At 66.4% G+C, this 18617-nt stretch carries 20 protein-coding genes and 1 tRNA gene; 10 read left to right on the plus strand and 11 right to left on the minus strand.

The window, feature by feature from the left end; genetic code table 11:
- Positions 1-2: 2 nt before the first annotated feature.
- Positions 3-1193 carry a ubiquinol oxidase subunit II gene (cyoA, locus tag K9B35_RS13880; RefSeq protein ID WP_224922465.1) on the minus strand — a complete coding sequence of 397 codons (1191 nt, stop codon included), beginning with the start codon at positions 1191-1193 and terminating at the stop codon, positions 3-5.
- A 159-nt stretch (positions 1194-1352) separates the two neighbouring features.
- Here cyoA and K9B35_RS13885 point away from each other — a divergent pair, with 159 nt between their 5' ends.
- On the plus strand, positions 1353-2690 hold the full coding sequence (locus tag K9B35_RS13885) for an MFS transporter (protein WP_224922466.1): 1338 nt from the start codon (positions 1353-1355) through the stop codon (positions 2688-2690).
- A gap of 6 nt (positions 2691-2696) precedes the next feature.
- On the opposite strand, the gene K9B35_RS13890 is transcribed toward K9B35_RS13885, so the two are convergent.
- Positions 2697-3335: a PilZ domain-containing protein gene (locus tag K9B35_RS13890; RefSeq protein WP_224922467.1), complete on the minus strand. Its 639-nt coding sequence runs from the start codon at positions 3333-3335 to the stop codon at positions 2697-2699.
- 246 nt (positions 3336-3581) lie between these two features.
- On the opposite strand from K9B35_RS13890, the gene K9B35_RS13895 reads away from it, so the two are divergent.
- Positions 3582-3655, plus strand: a tRNA-Gly gene (locus tag K9B35_RS13895).
- Positions 3656-3669: 14 nt separating this feature from the next.
- Here K9B35_RS13895 and glmS read toward each other — a convergent pair.
- From glmS to glmU, 5 genes are read right to left on the minus strand one after another with little or no spacing between them, the layout of a single operon-like run.
- Positions 3670-5493 (minus strand): glutamine--fructose-6-phosphate transaminase (isomerizing), encoded by a 1824-nt coding sequence (gene glmS / locus K9B35_RS13900; protein ID WP_224922468.1) that lies wholly within the window; start codon positions 5491-5493, stop codon positions 3670-3672.
- A gap of 17 nt (positions 5494-5510) precedes the next feature.
- Positions 5511-5891 carry a type II toxin-antitoxin system VapC family toxin gene (locus tag K9B35_RS13905; RefSeq protein ID WP_224922469.1) on the minus strand — a complete coding sequence of 127 codons (381 nt, stop codon included), beginning with the start codon at positions 5889-5891 and terminating at the stop codon, positions 5511-5513.
- Entirely contained in the window at positions 5888-6250 is a 363-nt protein-coding gene (locus tag K9B35_RS13910) for a ribbon-helix-helix protein, CopG family (RefSeq protein ID WP_224922471.1), read from the minus strand. The genes K9B35_RS13905 and K9B35_RS13910 overlap by 4 nt, the downstream gene beginning before the upstream one ends.
- 31 nt (positions 6251-6281) lie before the next feature.
- Complete coding sequence (locus K9B35_RS13915; RefSeq protein ID WP_224922472.1) at positions 6282-6593, minus strand: hypothetical protein; 312 nt, start codon at positions 6591-6593, stop codon at positions 6282-6284.
- Positions 6590-7942: a bifunctional UDP-N-acetylglucosamine diphosphorylase/glucosamine-1-phosphate N-acetyltransferase GlmU gene (gene glmU, locus K9B35_RS13920; RefSeq protein ID WP_224922473.1), complete on the minus strand. Its 1353-nt coding sequence runs from the start codon at positions 7940-7942 to the stop codon at positions 6590-6592. The genes K9B35_RS13915 and glmU overlap by 4 nt, the downstream gene beginning before the upstream one ends.
- Before the next feature lie 78 nt (positions 7943-8020).
- On the opposite strand from glmU, the gene K9B35_RS13925 reads away from it, so the two are divergent.
- Positions 8021-8734 (plus strand): HAD-IA family hydrolase, encoded by a 714-nt coding sequence (locus K9B35_RS13925; RefSeq protein WP_224922474.1) that lies wholly within the window; start codon positions 8021-8023, stop codon positions 8732-8734.
- Here K9B35_RS13925 and K9B35_RS13930 read toward each other — a convergent pair.
- Genes K9B35_RS13930 through K9B35_RS13945 form a run of 4 tightly spaced genes read right to left on the minus strand, consistent with a single transcriptional unit; the run spans position 8676 to position 11214 of the window.
- The gene (locus K9B35_RS13930) at positions 8676-9680 is read right to left on the minus strand and encodes a nucleotidyltransferase family protein (protein WP_224922476.1); all 1005 of its coding nucleotides are present in this window, start codon (positions 9678-9680) and stop codon (positions 8676-8678) included. The two genes, K9B35_RS13925 and K9B35_RS13930, sit on opposite strands and share 59 nt — an antisense overlap.
- Positions 9677-10540 (minus strand): HprK-related kinase A, encoded by an 864-nt coding sequence (locus K9B35_RS13935; RefSeq protein WP_224922478.1) that lies wholly within the window; start codon positions 10538-10540, stop codon positions 9677-9679. The genes K9B35_RS13930 and K9B35_RS13935 overlap by 4 nt, the downstream gene beginning before the upstream one ends.
- Positions 10540-10806 carry an HPr-rel-A system PqqD family peptide chaperone gene (locus tag K9B35_RS13940; RefSeq protein WP_224922479.1) on the minus strand — a complete coding sequence of 89 codons (267 nt, stop codon included), beginning with the start codon at positions 10804-10806 and terminating at the stop codon, positions 10540-10542. The genes K9B35_RS13935 and K9B35_RS13940 overlap by 1 nt, the downstream gene beginning before the upstream one ends.
- A 6-nt stretch (positions 10807-10812) precedes the next feature.
- Positions 10813-11214 (minus strand): hypothetical protein, encoded by a 402-nt coding sequence (locus tag K9B35_RS13945; protein WP_224922480.1) that lies wholly within the window; start codon positions 11212-11214, stop codon positions 10813-10815.
- A 71-nt stretch (positions 11215-11285) separates the two neighbouring features.
- Here K9B35_RS13945 and K9B35_RS13950 point away from each other — a divergent pair, with 71 nt between their 5' ends.
- The 7 genes from K9B35_RS13950 to phoB all read left to right on the plus strand — a co-directional run bounded on the left by K9B35_RS13950 (position 11286) and on the right by phoB (position 18552).
- A complete protein-coding gene (locus K9B35_RS13950; RefSeq protein ID WP_224922481.1) occupies positions 11286-12503 on the plus strand; it encodes a sensor histidine kinase in 1218 nt (405 codons plus the stop codon).
- 85 nt (positions 12504-12588) lie between these two features.
- Positions 12589-13620: a substrate-binding domain-containing protein gene (locus K9B35_RS13955; protein ID WP_224922482.1), complete on the plus strand. Its 1032-nt coding sequence runs from the start codon at positions 12589-12591 to the stop codon at positions 13618-13620.
- A gap of 45 nt (positions 13621-13665) precedes the next feature.
- Complete coding sequence (gene pstC / locus K9B35_RS13960) at positions 13666-15045, plus strand: phosphate ABC transporter permease subunit PstC (RefSeq protein ID WP_224922483.1); 1380 nt, start codon at positions 13666-13668, stop codon at positions 15043-15045.
- A complete protein-coding gene (gene pstA, locus K9B35_RS13965) occupies positions 15038-16339 on the plus strand; it encodes a phosphate ABC transporter permease PstA (RefSeq protein WP_224922484.1) in 1302 nt (433 codons plus the stop codon). Before pstC ends, pstA begins: the two co-directional genes overlap by 8 nt.
- Positions 16339-17157, plus strand: a complete 819-nt coding sequence (gene pstB / locus K9B35_RS13970) for a phosphate ABC transporter ATP-binding protein PstB (protein ID WP_412103471.1) — start codon at positions 16339-16341, stop codon at positions 17155-17157. Before pstA ends, pstB begins: the two co-directional genes overlap by 1 nt.
- Entirely contained in the window at positions 17157-17858 is a 702-nt protein-coding gene (gene phoU, locus K9B35_RS13975) for a phosphate signaling complex protein PhoU (RefSeq protein ID WP_224922485.1), read from the plus strand. The genes pstB and phoU overlap by 1 nt, the downstream gene beginning before the upstream one ends.
- 1 nt (position 17859) lies before the next feature.
- Positions 17860-18552: a phosphate regulon transcriptional regulator PhoB gene (gene phoB, locus K9B35_RS13980; RefSeq protein WP_224922486.1), complete on the plus strand. Its 693-nt coding sequence runs from the start codon at positions 17860-17862 to the stop codon at positions 18550-18552.
- Positions 18553-18617: the final 65 nt, after the last annotated feature.

Consider the following 18617-nt stretch of genomic DNA (forward strand, 5'->3'; position numbering starts at 1 on the left):
ACTCAGCTTTCCGGAAGGACGGGAATATCGGCCATGGCGGTGCGCGCGGGCAGCGGCACCGACTGGCGGACGCGCGACAGGCCAGCGCCGGTCAGCGGGGCGCTGTCCACCGGCGTGGGTTCGGGTGCAGTCGCCGCGACCATCGGGGTCGTGCAGACCGCCGCGACATAGCGCGTGGTGAGCGCCGGCAAGCTGCCGCGCGCTGCGAACTTGTCATAGGCAAGGTCGCGGACATTATAGGCGCCGGCAAGCCCAAGGCCGCCCTTGGCATCGATCGCCATCATGTCGTGCATGCACATCTTGCCCGGCTCGACGCAAAGGTTGACGACGCGATCGAACAGATTGGGCTCGACCTGCGCGTAGCGCCGCACCGGCTCCTTTTCGCTCGGACGTTCGAGCTTGAGATAGGTCGCACGGTCGAGCGGCGTTGCCGTCCCCTTCACCTGCGCCACCCATGCGTCGAACGCGCCACGCTCCATGCTCTTTGCGGCAAAGCGCATGTTGGAGAAGCCTGCGCCCGAATAGTTGGCGGAAAAGCCGACGAAATTGCCGGGCTGGTTGAAAATGCCGTGCAGCTTGGTCTCCATCCCCGGCATCGCATAGATCTGGCCAGCCAGCGCGGGGATGTAGAAGCTGTTCATCACCGAGGATGAGGCGATGCGGAAGCGGATCGGGCGATCCACGGGCGCGGCGAACTCGTTGACCGTCGCGATGCCCAGTTCGGGGTAGATAAACAGCCATTTCCAGTCGAGCGCGACGACCTGAACCTCCAGCGGCTTTTCGCGGTCGGTTTCCGGTGCGCCCGGCCCCTTCCCCTCAGCGGCGGCGAGCGGGCGGTAGGGGTCGAGCAGATGCGTGCCGACCCAGGTCAGCGCGCCAAGGCAGATGATGATCAACAGCGGCGCGGCCCAGATCACCAACTCCAACTGGGTCGAATGGTCCCACTCGGGATCATAGGCCGCATCCTTGTTCGCCGCGCGGTACTTGAACGCAAAAAACACCGTCAGCGCCATCACCGGCACGATGATCAACAGCATCAGCGCGGTGGAGATCATCACCAGATTGCCCTGTTGCCGCGCCACTTCACCGGCGGGGTCGAGGACGATCAGCCCGCAGCCGGACAACAGCGGCAGCAACGCAAGCGTGAGCAGGGGCCGGAGGCGATGGCGGACTCGGATGGGGTTCTGGGCCATGATCGGCGCCTACGCCCCCCGCACCGGCGCGGACATAGGACATTTTGTCCAATCCCTTGATGCCCATCAATGCAGCACTGCGTTTCTGCTGCGGGAAGCCGACACTGACCCGCCAGAGTGATTCGCGCCGCGCCGATGCGGCAAGCCGGGAAGACTGGAATGAGCGCCGACACCGTCCCAACGACCGAAGCCGAGCGCGACGCCCGCGCGGTCAATTCCGATGGTCCGCGGGACGGGCACAAGATCGCCCCGGGCGAGATCGCGATCGGTGTCGTCATCGGGCGTACATCCGAGTTTTTCGACTTCTTCGTCTACGCCATCGCGTCGGTGCTGGTGTTCCCCGCGTTGGTGTTCCCGCATCTCGATCCGCTGCAGGGGACATTGTGGTCGTTCGCGATCTTCGCGCTCGCCTTTGTCGCGCGGCCGGTTGGCACGCTGATCTTCACCGCGATCGACCGCGCCTATGGCCGGGGTGCCAAGCTGACCATCGCGCTGTTCCTGCTCGGCGGATCGACCGCGGCGATCGCTTTTCTTCCCGGCTATGCCTCGATCGGCGTGGGATCGGCGCTGCTGCTCGCGCTGTTCCGCATGGGGCAGGGCGTTGCGCTGGGCGGGTCGTGGGACGGCCTCGCCTCGCTGCTCGCGCTCAACGCGCCAGAGGGCAAGCGCGGCTGGTACGCGATGATCCCCCAGCTCGGCGCACCGCTCGGCCTGATCGTCGCCAGCCTGCTCTTCATGTTCCTGATCGCCGCCCTGCCCGCGCAGGATTTCCTCGACTGGGGCTGGCGCTACCCCTTCTTCGTCGCCTTTGCGATCAACGTGGTGGCGCTGTTCGCCCGCCTGCGCATCGTGGTGACGCCGGACTATGCGACCTTGTTCGAGCGGCGCGAGCTTCAGCCCGCGCCGATGGTCGAAACGATCCGGTCGAACTGGCGCACGATCATCCTCGGCGCCTTCGCCCCGCTGGCGAGCTTTGCCATGTTCCACATGGTGACCGTGTTCCCGCTGTCGTGGGTGTTCCTCTACACCGAGGAATCACCGGTCCGCTTCCTCGCGATCGAGGCAGTCGCGGCGGCGCTTGGCGTCGGCGCGATCGTCGCTTCGGGCTATCTCGCGGACCGCGTGGGTCGCCGCACCGTGCTCGCCGCCACCGCTGCCGCAATCGCCGCGTTCAGCGGCTTCGCGCCGCAGTTGCTCGAAATGGGCGAGGCGGGCGAGGCAGCATTCATGCTGCTCGGCTTCGTGCTGCTTGGCCTGACGTTCGGCCAGTCGTCGGGCGCGCTGTCGGCCAGCTTCCAGCAGCGCTACCGCTACACCGGTTCTGCCCTGACCGCCGATCTCGCCTGGCTGTTCGGCGCCGGCTTCGCGCCGCTCGCCGCATTGTGGCTGTCGTCGGAGTTCGGATTGCTTGCAGCGGGTGCCTATCTGCTCTCGGGCGCGATCGGGACGCTGGTAGCGCTGTGGCTCAACCGCGAGCTGGCGCGCACGATCGATTGAGCGCGGTCACGCGGCGCGGACAGCTCCCTGTTCCGCGCCGTGGGTCGCAATCCATTGGGCGACGAGCGCCAGCCGAAGCGGATTGGTAAAGACCAGCCCGATCCGCTCACCGCGCACCCAGCGCACATGCGCGCCGAGCGTGCCGATGCCCGCGATGTCAATCTCCGCCCCCTGCCCCAGTTCCACCGGCAGATCGGTTTCGACCTTCGCCCCGCCCTGCGACAGGTCGATCAGCGGGACGAGGTGCCACACCGCACCGATGCGCAAGCGCGCGCGCAGTGCCGTGGTGACGCGCGGGCAGCGCGGAAGCTGGTCGGGCAGCAGCACATTGTGGGTGTGGAGATAGGCGTGGACGTCGATCGGATCGTCAAACGCGATCCCCGCCTGCCCCGCCTGCGCCCAGCGCACCACCCCGGTAATCGGATCGCACACCTTCGGCTCGATCCGCACGCGCATCCCCGGTTCGAGCGGCGCGTAGATTTCCAGCATCATCCCGCCCGCGCCGATGTTGCGGATCAGACAGAGATGCTGCGTACCCTGTTCGGTGAGCAGGCGTGCGACCTGGAACAAGGTGGTGGTGCGGTCATCGGCGCGGCGATCGTCGTCCTGATGCAGCGCGACGTCCGACAGTTCTTCCGCATTCACGGGCATTCCTCCCGCGAGCAGCCATTTGCCGAAAGAAAGAGTGCTCGCAGCTCCAGCTCCGGGCCCATGATACCCCGGCCACTGGCGTACCCGAACTATCGATAGCGAAACGTCACCCGACCTGCTCAATGGCGCGTTAGTCACAGTTGAGGGCGGGACCAGGGTGACCGTTTCCCGACGCGTGTCGCGGGTTCGACGCGATCGTCCTTGACAACCGCCCGCAAACCTTCGATTTCGACGCGCCTCGCGGGTGTAGCTCAATGGCAGAGCAGGAGCTTCCCAAGCTCACGACGAGGGTTCGATTCCCTTCACCCGCTCCAGTTTCTCTACAGCATCACTCCACCGTCACCGACTTGGCGAGGTTACGCGGCTGATCGACGTCCGTGCCCTTGGCCACCGCGACATGGTAGGCGAGCAGCTGCACCGGCACCGCATAGACGATCGGTGAGATCAGCGGGTGGACGCGGGGCATCTCGATCGTCGCGAGGCAATTCTCGCCCGCGGCCGCGATCCCCTCGGCGTCACTGATCAACACCACCTTGCCGCCGCGCGCCTGCACTTCCTGCATGTTGCTGACCGTCTTTTCGAACAGCGGCCCGCTCGGCGCGATGACGATGACGGGGACATTTTCGTCGATCAGCGCGATCGGGCCGTGCTTCATCTCGCCTGCGGCATAGCCTTCGGCATGGATGTAGCTGATTTCCTTGAGCTTCAGCGCCCCTTCCATCGCCAGCGGATAGTCGGTGCCGCGACCGAGATAGAGGACGTCGCGCGCGCCGGCGACGCTGCCGGCCATTGCCTCGATCGCCTCATCGCGGCTCAGCGCGTCGTTGAGCGCGGCGGGCGCTTCGGCGAGGTGGAGGACGATTTCCTTCTCCTCCTCTGGCGTCATCCGCCCCTTCGCCTTGGCGAGGTTGGCGGCGAGCGCGGCGAGGACGGCGAGTTGGCAGGTGAACGCCTTGGTCGATGCGACGCCGATCTCCGGCCCGGCATGGGTGGGCAGCAGCAGGTCGGCCTCGCGCGCCATCGTGCTGGTCGGCACGTTGACCACGGCGGCGATCGTCTGGCCCTCAGCCTTGGCATGGCGCAGCGCGGCGAGCGTGTCGGCGGTCTCGCCCGACTGGCTGATGACGATCATCAACCCGCCCGGCTCCATCACCGGGGCGCGGTAGCGGAATTCGGATGCGACATCGATGTCGACCGCGACGCGCGCGAACTGCTCGAACCAGTATTTCGCGACCATCCCGGCGTAATAGCTGGTGCCGCACGCGACGATGGTCACGCGGCGGATCGCCGACAGGTCGAACTCGGGGATCGGCAGCGTCACCTTTTCCTCGAGCCGCTGGAGATAGCCGCGCAGCGTCTGTGCGACCACGATCGGTTGTTCGTAGATTTCCTTCGCCATGAAGTGGCGGTGGTTGCCCTTGTCGATCAGCTGGCCCGATGCGCCCGAATTGACGATCGGGCGTTCGACCGGATTGTTCTCGACGTCATAGACCTGCGTGCCGTCGCGGGTGAGGACGACCCAGTCGCCCTCTTCCAGATACGAAATGCGCTGGGTAAGCGGCGCGAGCGCGAGCGCGTCGGAGCCGAGATAGGTCTCCCCCTCGCCATAGCCGACCACCAGCGGGGAGCCGAGCCGCGCGCCGATCAGCATGTCGGGATGGCTGCGGAACAGGATGGCGAGCGCGAAGGCGCCGTGCAGGCACGGGAGCACCGCCTTGACCGCGGCGACCGGGTCGAGGCCCGCCTCGACCTGCTCGCTCACCAGATGCGCGACGATTTCGGTGTCGGTCTCGCTCTCGAACACGCGGCCGCGCGCCAGCAGTTCCTCGCGCAGCGGCTTGAAATTCTCGATGATCCCGTTGTGGACCAGCGCCACCTCGCCGGTCGCATGCGGATGGGCGTTGTTGGTGGTCGGGCCGCCATGCGTGGCCCAGCGGGTGTGGGCGATGCCGACCAGCCCGGGCAGCGGATCCTCGGCCAGCACCTTGCCCAGATTGACCAGCTTGCCCGATGCGCGGCGCCGCGCGATGCCGCCATCAACGATGGTGGCGATGCCGGCCGAGTCATAGCCGCGATATTCCAGCCGCTTCAGGCCATCGAGCAGCCGGTCGGCAACATCGTCATTGCCCAGGATTCCAACGATTCCACACATGGGGTCTGCTCTCGACTTTAGAGGGTATAGGGGACGCGGATCCCCGGCATGTTGGCCGGGAAATCCTTGGTGTTACGGGTAACGAGGACGCGGCCGCGCAGCATTGCGGTGGCGAGAATGACGGCGTCGGGCGATCGCAGGTGCTGCCGCTCCCGGCGCAGGCTGGCCGCACGGGTCGCGATCTCGACATCCATTTCGTCGATGCCAAAGCCCGACAGCAGAATTTCCGCGCGGCGGAGGCCTTCCCCCGATCCTTTGGACAGGACTTCGATCCACACCATGCGGCTGATCCACGCGCGCGCACCGCCCGATGTCGCGCGGCGCAATTCGTCGCGCGCTGGCTCCAAGCCCTTGAGCGCGTCGATCAGGATGTTGGAGTCGAACGCAAAGCCGCTCACTTGGCCGGCCTCTTCGGATCGGGGTAGCGGCCCTTGCTCATGTCGAGATAGATTTGCCGCTGGCGATCGTCCTCAGCGTCGAACAGATCCGGAAACTCGGCCTTCACCTCTTCATAGTCGTCGTCCCAAGGACGCGTCGATGACGCCCGCTCGCGCCGCTGCCATTCGACAGCATCGCCGATATCGTCGCGATCCTTCCACGCACCGAAGCCAATTTCCAGCCAGTCCTTGGGTGCCTCGGCGCGATACGCCGCCACCGCCTCACGCAGCACTGCGGCACGCGACTTGCCCTGCTCGGCCGCCTGAGCGTCGAGCCACTTGATGTCCTCATCGGGCAGATCGGCAAGGATGCGGGTCATTGATATACTGATATCATATCATGATATCATGTCAATGCGGGAACTTGCTGTCGACAAAGCTCCGCACGAATTCGACCGGGTCTGGCTCATGCCCCTGCGCGGCAATGAATTTGGCGCGCCCCTTGGCCCAGACCTCGTTGATCGCGCCCGCCATGCCCTCGGGGAACTGCATCCGCTGGACGACGATGCTGCGCCAGTCGCCGGTCGCGCCGAACATCGCGTGGAACGCCGGCTCCTGCGCAGCCAGCGCCGCATCACTCTCCGCATCGAGCGCGCCGATCGCGTCGAGGACATAGGCATCGAGCAGCTTCAGGAACGGCTTGCCTTCATAGATGTCGCTCATTTCGCCGCCTTTCGTGCCGCCATCGCCGCGCGGAACCGCTTCGCCCAGTCGGCGCGCGCGGTCTGTTCGGGGCGGACCAGTGCCAGCGCGTCGGCCTCGACATCCTTGGTCACGACCGACCCAGCGCCGACGATCGCGCCGTCGCCGATGCTGACCGGGGCGACCAGTGCACTGTTCGATCCAACGAACGCGCCCGCCCCGATCACCGTCGGATATTTGAAGAAGCCGTCATAGTTGCAGGTGATCGTGCCCGCGCCGATATTCGCGCCCTCACCTACCTGCGCATCGCCCAGATAGGTCAGGTGGTTGGCCTTGGCGCCTTTGCCCAGCACCGCCTTCTTCGTCTCGACGAAATTGCCGACCTTGCTGTTCTCGCCCAGCACCGTGCCGGGGCGCAGCCGCGCATAGGGGCCGACTTCGGCGCCGGTCGCGATCGTCGCGCCCTCTATATGGCAGAAGGCGCGGATGGTGACGCCATCGGCGACGGTAACGCCGGGGCCGAACACCACATTCGGTTCGACGGTCACGTCGCGGCCCAGCATGGTATCGTGCGCGAACCACACGGTTTCCGGTGCGGTCAGCGTCGCGCCATCGGCCATCGCCTGCGCCCGCCGTGCGGCCTGCCAGCGATCCTCGGCATAAGCGAGTTCGGCGCGGCCGTTGATCCCGATCACCTCATCCGCATCGGTCTCGACCACCACCGCGCGGTCGCCATCGGCCAGTGCAAGCATGACGATGTCGGGAAGGTAATATTCGCCCGCCGCATTGTCGTTGCCGACCCGGTCGAGCAGCGGCCACAGGTCGGCGGCGCGCACCGCCGTCACGCCCGAATTGCAGAGGTCGACCGCGCGCTCCTCAGAGGTCGCGTCCTTATACTCGACCATCTTGGCAATCGCGCCGTCCGCATCGGCAATGATCCGGCCATAGGCCTTGGCATCATCGGGGCGGAAGCCGAGCACCGCGACGCGCGGCGCATCTGTCGCGTCGAGCCGCGCGGCCATCGCCGCGATCGTCTGCGCCGACAGGAACGGCGTGTCTCCGAACGCGACGATCACGGTGCCGTCGAACCCAGCCAGTGCCTCACGCGCCATCAGCGCGGCGTGCGCGGTACCGAGTTGTTCGCTCTGGTGGGCGATCTTCACGCCAAGCGGCGCAACCGCAGCCTCGACCTGTTCGCGCCGTGCGCCGACCACGACGACCTTCTCCGCCGCGCCTGCCGCCGCGAAGGCATCGGTCAGGTGCAAAAGCATCGGCTTGCCTGCGATTCTGTGCAGCACCTTGTGCGTGTCGGACTTCATCCGCGTCCCGCTACCGGCGGCAAGGATGATCGCGGCGATCGGCTTGGTCATAGGCCCTAGGACTCCCCTGAACCGCGCCCCTGCCACGATCATGTTGCAATTTCCATAGCGGCACAGGCATTTGGCGCGATGACCGATTTTCCGTTCGATATCGTCGGGTTCGACCTCGACGGCACGCTGCTCGACACCAGCGCCGACCTGCTCGCCGCGACCAACCATGCGCTGGCGCTGGTGGACCGCCCCACCCTCGCGCCCGACCGGATCAGGACGATGATCGGCGGCGGGGCGAAGAACATGCTCAAACATGGGCTGGAGGAATCGGGCGGCTATGACGAAGACGTCATGCGTCGGGCCTATCCCGCGCTGCTGGAGTTCTATGGCGAGAACCTGTCGCACGGCACCGTCCCGTTCGCCGGGCTAGCCGAAGCGCTCGACGAACTGGAAGCGCGTGGGGTGAAACTCGCCATCGTCACTAACAAGTTCGAACGCTTTGCGACCCGGCTGGTGCGCGAAGTCGGCCTCGACCACCGCTTCGCCTGCGTGATCGGCGGTGACACGATGGGGCGCGGCAATGCCAAGCCCTCGCCCGCCCCGATCCACGAGATGATCGCGCGCTGCGGCGGCGGACGCGCGGCCTTTGTCGGCGACTCGATCTACGACATTATGGCCGCCAAGAATGCCGGCATCCCGAGTATCGCGGTCAGCTTCGGGTTCCTGATGCAGCCGGTCGCGGAACTGGGCGCGGACGCGGTGATCGACGGCTATGAGGAGCTGGTACCCACGCTCATCCGGCTGGCCGATAGCCCTTCCGCCACTTCGTCCACAGATGCTTCGCCAGCATGAGCGGCGGCATGCGGAGGAAATGGCCGCGCAGATAAAACCCCATCTCGGTCAGCTTGCGCGTCCGCTGCCCCCAGCCGTCACGGGCAAGCAGGCGGTGGACATAAAGGCGATCGGCAAGCGTCAGTGCTGCGCCTTCGCCGAACAGATGCGCGGATAGCCGAAGCGAGCGCTCGACCTCACGGGTCAGGCCGTGCTGCGCGGCGCAGGCCGCTAGGCTGAGGTCAAACTCCACCCCGCCAAATTCGTCGCGCAGGCAGTGGATATCCCACAAATTGCGCAAGCCGCCCTGCAGATCGCCATCGGCGAACAGATGCGCCGCCGCATGGACGACCATCCCCTCGGGCGGCAGCACCGACAGGCCATTGCCCAGCGGCACCGCGCTGGCGATGAGCGCAGCCGCATCGGGCGTCACGCGCGCGGTCAGCGGCAGGATCGTGTGGTGAACATCGATCATCCGGTCGCGCTCGCGATGGATCAGCGGCGGCAGCTCGTGCATCCAGCGGCGATAATAGGCGTCGTCATAGGGGTCGGACTTCACCCACTCCCACCCGGCCGCCAGCAGCAAACCCTCCGCCTCTTCGATCCGATCGCGCGGCACGAGGATGTCGAGATCGCCGATCTGCCGCCCCTGCCCCGCCGACAGCCCGCTCGCGACAAACGCCGTGCCCTTGAGCAGCACCACCGGCATCCCGCTGGCGGCGAGCGCCCGGCGGGCCATCTCCGCCTCCCACAGCGCCGCCATCCGCCCCTGTTCCGCAGCAGCGCGCGCATCGGCGAGGATGCGGGCGGCAGCGGGCGGCATCGCCAAGCCGGCCAGCCGATGCGCCAGCGTTCCGATCAGCGTCTCCGCCCGCGCGGCGCACAGCAATGCGGTCCAGCCCGCCGCATCCAGCGCCAGCACCGACGCCGGATCGCGCAGCGCGCAGGCGACCAGCGTGCCGCTCATGCCAGCTCGCCCCACAGCCGCTCGACCAGCGCGATCGCGCCATCGGTGTCGGGATAGTCGATCGCCCGCGCCGGAACACCGCGCACCAGGCCGGTCAGCGCGTCGAACCCGGCCTCGCCCAGTGCAACATAGTTGGTCGACGCCTGGGTCAACCGCACGAAACATTCGCTCGGCTCGACGGCGCGTTCGGCGAGCTGATGGCCGAATGCGGGAAACAGGATCAGCGTGGGCCGGGCCGGTTCATCCATCGCCGCAATCGCACGCGCGTCGGGGACGAGGTGGCGGATATCGCCCTTTGGCGTGCCCTTGAGCAACGGCCCCCAGCGCGCATCGGGCAGCGCCGCCTCCATCACCCCAATCGCCTCATTCTTCAGACTGATCAGCCGCGGAAAGCCGTGCAGCATCCCCGTCGCCGGATCGAGCAGCGCGAACTCGTCGCCCATCAGCCGCCACCCGCGCGCCATCAGCAATGCGGCGAGCGTCGACTTGCCTGCCCCGCTCTCTCCTGTCATCACCAGCGCACGGCCGTCCTTCTCGACCGCCGAGGCGTGGAGCAGCAGATAGCGCCGCTGGCCCAGCGCCATCTGCAGGTTCATCGCCATTTCCGCCGCCAGCACCCCCTGCGCCAGCGGCAGCGGCGCCGCCTCCGGGATCACGAAATCGCCGCCGAGATGCACCGCCGGGCGGATCCAGCGCCGCCAGAAACGCGCAGCGAACAGGCGGACGGTGAAATCGGGGATGCCATCCTGCGGCTGCGGATAGTCGCGGTAGAGCTCGTCCAGCGCGGCGACCGGCGCGCGCCAGTCGCTGCCGATGCGGAACCCCACCGGGCCGATGCGCAGCATGGTCGCGTGGCGCATCAGACGCGCTCCACCAGTCCGGACGCGACCAGCTCGTCGATCCGTGCCGCGAGTGCGTCGCGGTCAGGATCGACCAGATCGAAGCGTTCGGTCAGCGCCGCCAGCGCCTCATCCAGCGTCAGCGACTCAATCACGAGGTCGAGCAGCTCGGGCACCGGCGAATCCACCAGATGCGTGATCCCCGACGCGCGGTGATAGATCAGCGTGAGCGCATCCAGCGGCTCGATCCGCAGCGTCGCGGCGGGCGCGGCGCGATACCGGGTCACGCGGCGTTACCCGCGCGGCATCTGGAGCGATGCGAAACAGGTGAAGCCGCTCGTCCCGCGCTGCAGCCGGCGGATGTAGTTGGTGTAGGCGCGGCTCTGGTCATAGGTGGTGCCGGGCAGGTTCGCGCCGTTCAGCGCCTGCTTGACCTCTTCGCCCTTGAAGTTGCGGCCCGCCGGCGGGAACGCGCCCTGCGTCCCGGCCGGAACCAGCGAGCCATCGGCGGCGATATAATTGCCCGCGCGCCCTGCATCAGGGACCGGTATCTCGCAGTTCAGCACCGACCCGGCACTCTGGGCGAGCGCCGGTTTGATCGAGACGATCGCGGACGCGCTGGCCGCGCCCAGCATCAGCGCGCGCCTGCTTGGGCCTTTGGTCGGTCCGTCCTTGGGAGGCGTTGTGTCGGCCATGATGGGTTCATCACTCGCATACCCGCCTTTCACAAGTGTGAATCGCGCGGCGATCGGTTAGGCATGGTGCCATGCCCAGCCTGACCAACACCCGCACGCTCGCCGCACTGATCGCCATTCTCGTCACCGCGATCGTCGCGTGGATCACCGCCGGCCCCCAGGCGGGCGGGATCGCGCTGGTCGGCGCGACGCTCGCCGCGCTGATCGCGTCGCCCCCGCCAGAGGAGCCTGCGACGGACGACACGCCCCCGCTCGCGGTCGGCGCGAACCCGGCTGGCGTAGCTGAGGCAATCGAGGCGGTGTTCGAACCAATGCTGTTGGTCGAGTCGCAGCGAGTCGCGGCGGCGAACCGCGCGGCGCGCGCGTTGCTTGGCGAGCACATTCTGGGCGAGGACGTCCGCGTCGCCATCCGCCACCCCGCCGCTGCCGAGCGACTGCTGAACCCGGTGGACGGCGCACCCGGCGGTCCGATCCACCTCGTCGGCCTTGGCACCCGCGATCAGCGCTGGGAAATGCGGGTCCGTGCCCTGCCCGGCGGCGCGCGTGTCGTGCATCTCAGCGACCGGACCGGTGCCCATGCTGCGGACAAGATGCGGGTCGACTTTGTCGCTAACGCCAGTCACGAACTGCGCACCCCGCTCGCGTCGATCCTCGGCTTTATCGAGACGCTGGAGGATGCCGCCGACGATCCGGAAACCCGCACGCGGTTCCTCAAGGTGATGGACAACGAGGCGCGCCGGATGCAGCGGTTGATCGACGACCTCATCTCATTGTCGCGGATCGAGGCGGAGAAGTACCGCGCGCCTGACGATGTCGTTGATCTGGCTTCGCTGCTCCGGCAGGTCCGCGACGAAATGTCCGCGCTGGCACCCGAACGTGCCGCCGATATCGCGCTGACGGTTGATCCGCTGCCTGCGGTACGCGGCGACCGGGTCCAGCTTTCACAGCTACTGCACAACATCATCGGCAATGCGATGAAATATGGCCGCGACGGGACGCCGGTGTCCGTCGCGCTTACCGCGACCGAATCGGCGATGATCCGGCTCACCGTCCGCGATGAAAGCGAAGGAATCGCGCCCGAGCACCTCCCCCGCCTGACCGAACGATTTTATCGCGTCGATTCGAGCCGCAGCCGGGCAGCCGGCGGCACCGGCCTTGGCCTCGCCATCGTCAAGCATATCGTCGAACGGCATCGCGGTCGGCTCGACATCGCCAGCTCCGTGGGAGAGGGCACTGCGGTCACGATCCTGCTGCCCACAGCACCGATTCCAGAGTCGGTGTCATCATAACGTCACGCAATTGAAACAGAGGGCCGGTCGCGGACAGGCCCGGCCCCCGTCCCGCGACTCGAAAGCAGGCCGAGGGGATTCAACGATGCGCAGCTTCACTCTGATCGCGCTTTCGGCGCTCACGCTTTCTGCGTGCGGCGGCGGTGGCCAGGCTTCCCGCGACCAGATCAAGATCGTCGGCTCCTCGACCGTCTATCCCTTCACCACCATGGTCGCCGAGCAGTTCGTCAACTCGGGCAGCTTCAAGGCGCCGGTGATCGAATCGACCGGCACAGGCGGCGGCATGAAGCTGTTCTGCGCGGGCGTCGGCCCGCAGCACCCGGATATGACCAATGCCTCGCGCCGCATGACCGCATCGGAATTCGAGCTGTGCCAGCGCAACGGCGTGACCGAGATCATGGAAGTCCAGGTCGGCATGGACGGCATCGCCTTTGCCGAATCGATCAACGGCCCAAAGATCAAGCTGACGCTGGCCGAAGCCTATCGCGCGCTCGCCGCGACCCCGATGGGCAAGCCCAACACGACGAAGCTGTGGTCGGATATCAACCCGTCGCTTCCCGCCGTGCCGATCTCAATCATGGGTCCGCCCGCGACCAGCGGCACGCGCGACTCGCTGCACGAGCTGATCATGCATCCGGGCTGCGAAGAGGCGTATCCGCAGGTCAAGGAAATCGAGAAGACCGACAAGGACAAGGCCACCGAGCTGTGCACCCGCGTGCGTGAGGACGGCGTCTATGTCGACTCGGGCGAGAACGACAATCTGATCGTCCAGAAGCTGAGCGCCAATCCCAACGCGATCGGCGTATTCGGCTATTCCTATCTTGAGGAAAACGCGTCGCGCTTGAAGGGCGTGCCGGTCAACGGCGTTGATCCGACCTATGCGGCGATCTCGTCGGGCCAGTATCCAGGTGCGCGCGCGATGTTCATCTACGTCAAGAAGCAGCACCTGAAGGCAGTGCCCGGGATCAACGAGTTCCTCGGCCAGTATATCAAGATGTGGGAGCCGGAAGGCCCGCTGACCAAGCGCGGCATGATCGCCTCGTCCGATGCGGATCGCAGCAAGGCGAGCGACACGATCGGCCAGGGTCGCGTGATGCAGCGCAGCGACCTCGATTGATCCAAGCCGACACGCCCACCCCTCCCAGATAGGCGGTTTCGACCGGTGAACGTCTTCGCACTCCTGTTCCTCGTGCTCGGCCTCGGGCTGATCGGCTGGCTGACGGCGCGTGCGCGCGCCGCCCGCATGGCGCGTGGCCTCGCCGCCAAGCGGCTGCACAGCCTGCCCAGCCAGCATGGCTGGTATGTCGCGACCTGGGCCGTGGTCCCGGCGCTGATCTTCATCGTCGTCTGGGCGAATGTCAGCCCGGCGCTGGTCACTGAATCGGTGTTATCCAGCCCCGCCTCCGCCCAGCTCCCGGCGTTCGGGTTCGAGCGTGAGACGATCCTCAACGAAGCGCGCAGCCTTGCTGAGGGCAGCAGCCAGGGGGCGTTCTATCCGGTCGCCGAACAGCTCGCCCCGGCCTATGCCACTGCGCTTTCCCGCTATAACTGGATCGGCACCGCGCTCGCGCTGGTCATCGCGTTTGCGTTCGGGGCGCTTGCCTTTACCAAGGTCAAGCCGGATTTCCGCGCGCGGACGAAGTTCGAGCGGGCGGTAATGATGATGCTCCTCGTCGCGTCGCTGATCGCGATCCTGACGACGCTCGGCATCTTCCTCTCGCTGATCTTCGAGAGCGTCCGCTTCTTCTCGATCGTCCCGATCACCGATTTCCTGTTCGGCCTCAACTGGAGCCCGCAGGTCATCCGCGCCGACGATCCCGGTGCCAATCTGGGCGCGCTGCCGCTGTTCTGGGGCACCTTCTTCATCGGTGCCGTCATCGCGATGATCATCGCGATCCCGTTCGGGCTGATGAGCGCGATCTACCTCACCCAATATGCCCCGCGCAGCTTCCGTGCGTGGATGAAGCCGATCCTTGAGATCCTGGCGGGCGTGCCGACCGTGGTGTACGGCTATTTTGCCGCGCTGACCGTCGGCCCGCTGATCCGCGATTTTGCGGTCATGCTCGGCTTCCAGTTCGCCTCGGCCGAAAGCGCGCTTTCGGCAGGGTTGGTGATGGGCATCATGATCATCCCGTTCGTGTCGTCGATGGCCGACGATTCGATCGCGGCGGTCCCGACCGCGATGCGCGACGGTTCGCTCGCGATGGGCGCGACGACCAGCGAGACGATCAAGCGCGTGCTGATCCCCGCCGCCCTGCCCGGCGTCGTTGCCGGCATCCTGCTCGCGGTCAGCCGTGCGATCGGCGAGACGATGATCGTGGTGATGGCCGCTTCGGGTGCCGCCAACATCACGCTCAACCCATTCGATGGCGCGACGACCGTGACCAAGCAGATCGTCGACCTGCTGACCGGTGAAACCGCGTTCGACAGCCCCAAGACCCTCGCCGCGTTCGCGTTGGGCCTGACGCTGTTCATGATCACCTTCGTCCTCAACATCGTCGCGCTGCGCGTCGTCAAAAAGTATCGCGAAGCTTATGAGTGAGAGCCTCATCCCGCAGCTGCCGACCAGTTCCGAGGAGCCCCCACGCGCGGCCCCGACGGGTTGGAAAACCGACGTGATGCAAAAGCGCATCCGTGCCCGCTATGCCAAGGAGCGTCGCTTCCGCATGTGGGGGCTGGCGGCGGTCGTCGGCTCGGCCAGCTTCCTTGCCTTCCTGCTCGTCACGATGCTGTGGCAGGGCATTGGCGGGTTCCAGCGCGCCGAGATCGCATTGCCGATCGACTTCAAGGCTGCGGCCCTCGAAGTCACGCCCGAACAGCTGCGCGGCAAGGGTGCCGATCTGGCGCTCGCCAGCGCGGGGCTGAACGATGTCGTCGCCGATGCGGCGGTCGCGGCATTCGGCCCGGACGGCGCGGATTACATCTCCGAGAGCGCCTGGGTCGCGGTGCGCGATGAACTCAAGGACCGGCCTGAGCTGTTGCAGGGCCGCGCGTCGATCGACGTGCCTGCCTCCTCCCCGATCGCGCTCGCCGCTAAGGGCGACGGCAACGATCCCGAGGTGACCAAGGTCGCGGCGCGCCTGCGCGACGAAGGCACGTTGAAGCAGGGCTTCAACATCGACTTCCTGACCGGCTCCGACGCCACCGACCCGACCGGGGTCGGCATCTGGGGTGCGCTCAAGGGATCGTTGCTGACGATGCTGGTGACGTTGCTGATCGCGTTCCCGATCGGCGTGTTCTCGGCCATCTATCTTGAGGAATATGCGCCGCGGAACCGCTGGACGGACCTGATCGAGGTCTCGATCAACAACCTTGCCGCGGTCCCGTCGATCATCTTCGGCCTGCTTGGCCTCGCGATGTTCCTCAACTTCATGCAGTTGCCGCGCTCGGCACCGCTGGTCGGCGGCATGACGCTGGCACTGATGATCATGCCGGTCATCGTTATCGCCGGGCGCAACGCGATCAAGGCGGTCCCTCCGTCGATCCGCGACGCCGCGCTCGGCATCGGCGCGAGCCGCATCCAGGTGGTGTTCCACCACGTCCTGCCGCTTGCGCTGCCCGGCATCCTGACCGGCACGATCATCGGCATGGCGCGCGCGCTGGGTGAGACTGCACCGCTGCTGCTGATCGGCATGCGCGCGTTCATCGTTACCCCGCCCGGCGGCGTGTTCGAACCCGCGACGGTGCTGCCGGTGCAAATCTTCCTGTGGTCGGATCAGGTGAGCCGCGGCTTCGTTGAAAAGACGAGCGCCGCAATCATCGTTCTGCTCATCTTCCTGCTCGCGATGAACGCCATCGCCATCTATCTTCGCAACCGCTTCGAGACCCGCTGGTGATGACCCAAATCGATTATGCAAGCACCGCCGTCGACAGCGCCGCGCCCGCGCAGGCCGGTGGCCCGTCCAAGATGTCGGCGCGCGGCGTCAATGTCTTCTATGGCGAGAAACAGGCGATCCGTGACGTGTCGATCGACGTCGACATGGAGAATGTGACTGCGTTCATCGGCCCGTCGGGCTGTGGCAAGTCGACCTTCCTGCGCACGCTCAACCGCATGAACGACACCGTCGCCAGCGCGCGGGTCGAAGGCAAGATCATGCTGGACGGCGAGGATATCTACGACCGTTCGATGGACGTGGTGCAGCTGCGCGCGCGCGTCGGCATGGTGTTCCAGAAGCCGAACCCCTTCCCCAAGTCGATCTACGAAAACGTCGCCTATGGCCCGCGCATCCACGGCCTGGCGCGTTCACGTTCGGACATGGACGCGATCGTCGAGCGATCGCTCAAGCGCGCGGGCCTGTGGGAAGAGGTTAAGGACCGGCTGCAGGACAGCGGCACCGCGCTGTCGGGCGGACAGCAGCAGCGGCTGTGCATCGCGCGCGCCATCGCGGTCGACCCCGAAGTGATCCTGATGGACGAGCCCTGCTCCGCGCTCGACCCGATCGCCACCGCAAAGATCGAGGAGCTGATCCACGAACTGCGCGGCAAATATGCGATCGTGATCGTCACCCACAATATGCAGCAGGCCGCGCGCGTCAGCCAGCGCACCGCCTTCTTCCACCTCGGCACGCTTGTGGAATATGGCGAGACCGACCAGATCTTCACTGCGCCCAAGCAGGAGCGCACCAAGGACTATATCACCGGAAGGTACGGATGATGGTGACGGGCCACGAACATACGGTCAAAGCGTTTGACGAGGACATCAAGCATCTTCGCGCGCTGATTTCGCAAATGGGCGGCCTGTCGGAACAGGCAATCCACGACGCGATGAAGGCACTTGAGCGCAACGACACCGCGCTCGCCAAAGAGGTGCGCCGCAAGGACCGCGCCATCGACGCGATCGAGGCGGAAGTCGAAAAGCTGGTCGTGCGGGTCATCGCGCTGCGCGCGCCGATGGCCGATGACCTGCGCGAGGTTGTCGCTGCGCTCAAGATTGCTGCGGTGGTCGAGCGGATCGGCGATTATGCCAAGAACATCGCCAAGCGCGTGCCGCTGGTCCACACTGCCGGCGCGGAGCGGATCGAGGCGATCTCGCTGTTACCCGCGATGGCACGGATGGCGAGCGAGATGGTGCATGACGTGCTCGACGCATTCTCCGCCCGCGACGCCGAGGCGGCGATCCGCGTGGTCGAGCGCGACAACCGCCTGGACGATTTCTACGATAGCATCTTCCGTACGCTCGTTACCTACATGGTCGAAAATCCGCGCACGGTGAGCGAGGTGGCGCACCTGCTGTTCGTCGCCAAGAATATCGAGCGGATCGGGGACCACGCGACTAACGTCGCCGAAATGGTCTATTTCGCCGCAACCGGACAGTATCTCGCCGACCGCGATCCGGTCGAAACGCCGGGGATCTGACATGAGCCGCGCGCGCATGCTGCTGGTCGAGGACGATGCGGCGCTTGCCGAGCTCCTCACCTATCATTTCCGGCGTGAGGATTTCGAAGTCCGTCATACCCCGGACGGCGAGGAGGCGTTGCTGCTCGCTCAGGAATCGCCGCCGGACATCGTGCTGCTCGACTGGATGGTCGAAAGCCTGTCGGGGATCGAGGTGTGCCGCCGACTGCGCCGGATGAGCGAGACGGCGAACGTGCCGATCATCATGCTCACCGCACGCGGGGAAGAAGAAGACCGCGTGCGCGGGCTCGAGACCGGTGCCGACGATTATGTGACCAAGCCCTTCTCTCCGCGCGAGCTGGTCGCGCGGGTGGGCGCGGTGCTGCGCCGCGTCCGCCCGGCGCTGGCCGGTGAAGCGCTGACCTATTCCGACATCGAGATGGACACGGTCGGCCACAAGGTGCGCCGCGGCGGCGAAGTCGTGCCGCTCGGCCCGACCGAATTCCGCCTGCTCAAGCATTTCCTGGAGCATCCGGGCTGGGTCTTCTCGCGTGAGCGGCTGCTCGACGCGGTATGGGGGCATGACAGCGATATCGAGAGCCGCACGGTCGATGTGCACATCCGCCGACTGCGCAAGGCGATCAATATCGGCAACCGCCCCGACATCATCCGCACCGTGCGCTCGGCCGGCTACTCGCTCGACGCGGGGCAGTAAGGATCGCGGTCGAGCCCCCGCTCCCCGCTTGCCAGCCGCGCACGCCCGCCGCATAGCTTGACGGA

Source organism: Sphingomonas sp. R647 (assembly GCF_020177055.1).
GTDB lineage: Bacteria > Pseudomonadota > Alphaproteobacteria > Sphingomonadales > Sphingomonadaceae > Sphingomonas.

What these genes read in the sequence shown, in the direction of transcription:
- cyoA (WP_224922465.1), bottom strand. Translation starts at nt 1,193, where the DNA reads ATGGCCCAGAACCCCATCCGAGTCCGCCATCGCCTCCGGCCCCTGCTC.
- K9B35_RS13885 (WP_224922466.1), top strand. Translation starts at nt 1,353, where the DNA reads ATGAGCGCCGACACCGTCCCAACGACCGAAGCCGAGCGCGACGCCCGC.
- glmS (WP_224922468.1), bottom strand. Translation starts at nt 5,493, where the DNA reads ATGTGTGGAATCGTTGGAATCCTGGGCAATGACGATGTTGCCGACCGG.
- K9B35_RS13910 (WP_224922471.1), bottom strand. Translation starts at nt 6,250, where the DNA reads ATGACCCGCATCCTTGCCGATCTGCCCGATGAGGACATCAAGTGGCTC.
- K9B35_RS13915 (WP_224922472.1), bottom strand. Translation starts at nt 6,593, where the DNA reads ATGAGCGACATCTATGAAGGCAAGCCGTTCCTGAAGCTGCTCGATGCC.
- glmU (WP_224922473.1), bottom strand. Translation starts at nt 7,942, where the DNA reads ATGACCAAGCCGATCGCCGCGATCATCCTTGCCGCCGGTAGCGGGACG.
- K9B35_RS13925 (WP_224922474.1), top strand. Translation starts at nt 8,021, where the DNA reads ATGACCGATTTTCCGTTCGATATCGTCGGGTTCGACCTCGACGGCACG.
- K9B35_RS13930 (WP_224922476.1), bottom strand. Translation starts at nt 9,680, where the DNA reads ATGAGCGGCACGCTGGTCGCCTGCGCGCTGCGCGATCCGGCGTCGGTG.
- K9B35_RS13935 (WP_224922478.1), bottom strand. Translation starts at nt 10,540, where the DNA reads ATGCGCCACGCGACCATGCTGCGCATCGGCCCGGTGGGGTTCCGCATC.
- K9B35_RS13945 (WP_224922480.1), bottom strand. Translation starts at nt 11,214, where the DNA reads ATGGCCGACACAACGCCTCCCAAGGACGGACCGACCAAAGGCCCAAGC.
- K9B35_RS13950 (WP_224922481.1), top strand. Translation starts at nt 11,286, where the DNA reads ATGCCCAGCCTGACCAACACCCGCACGCTCGCCGCACTGATCGCCATT.
- K9B35_RS13955 (WP_224922482.1), top strand. Translation starts at nt 12,589, where the DNA reads ATGCGCAGCTTCACTCTGATCGCGCTTTCGGCGCTCACGCTTTCTGCG.
- pstA (WP_224922484.1), top strand. Translation starts at nt 15,038, where the DNA reads ATGAGTGAGAGCCTCATCCCGCAGCTGCCGACCAGTTCCGAGGAGCCC.
- pstB (WP_412103471.1), top strand. Translation starts at nt 16,339, where the DNA reads ATGACCCAAATCGATTATGCAAGCACCGCCGTCGACAGCGCCGCGCCC.
- phoU (WP_224922485.1), top strand. Translation starts at nt 17,157, where the DNA reads ATGGTGACGGGCCACGAACATACGGTCAAAGCGTTTGACGAGGACATC.
- phoB (WP_224922486.1), top strand. Translation starts at nt 17,860, where the DNA reads ATGAGCCGCGCGCGCATGCTGCTGGTCGAGGACGATGCGGCGCTTGCC.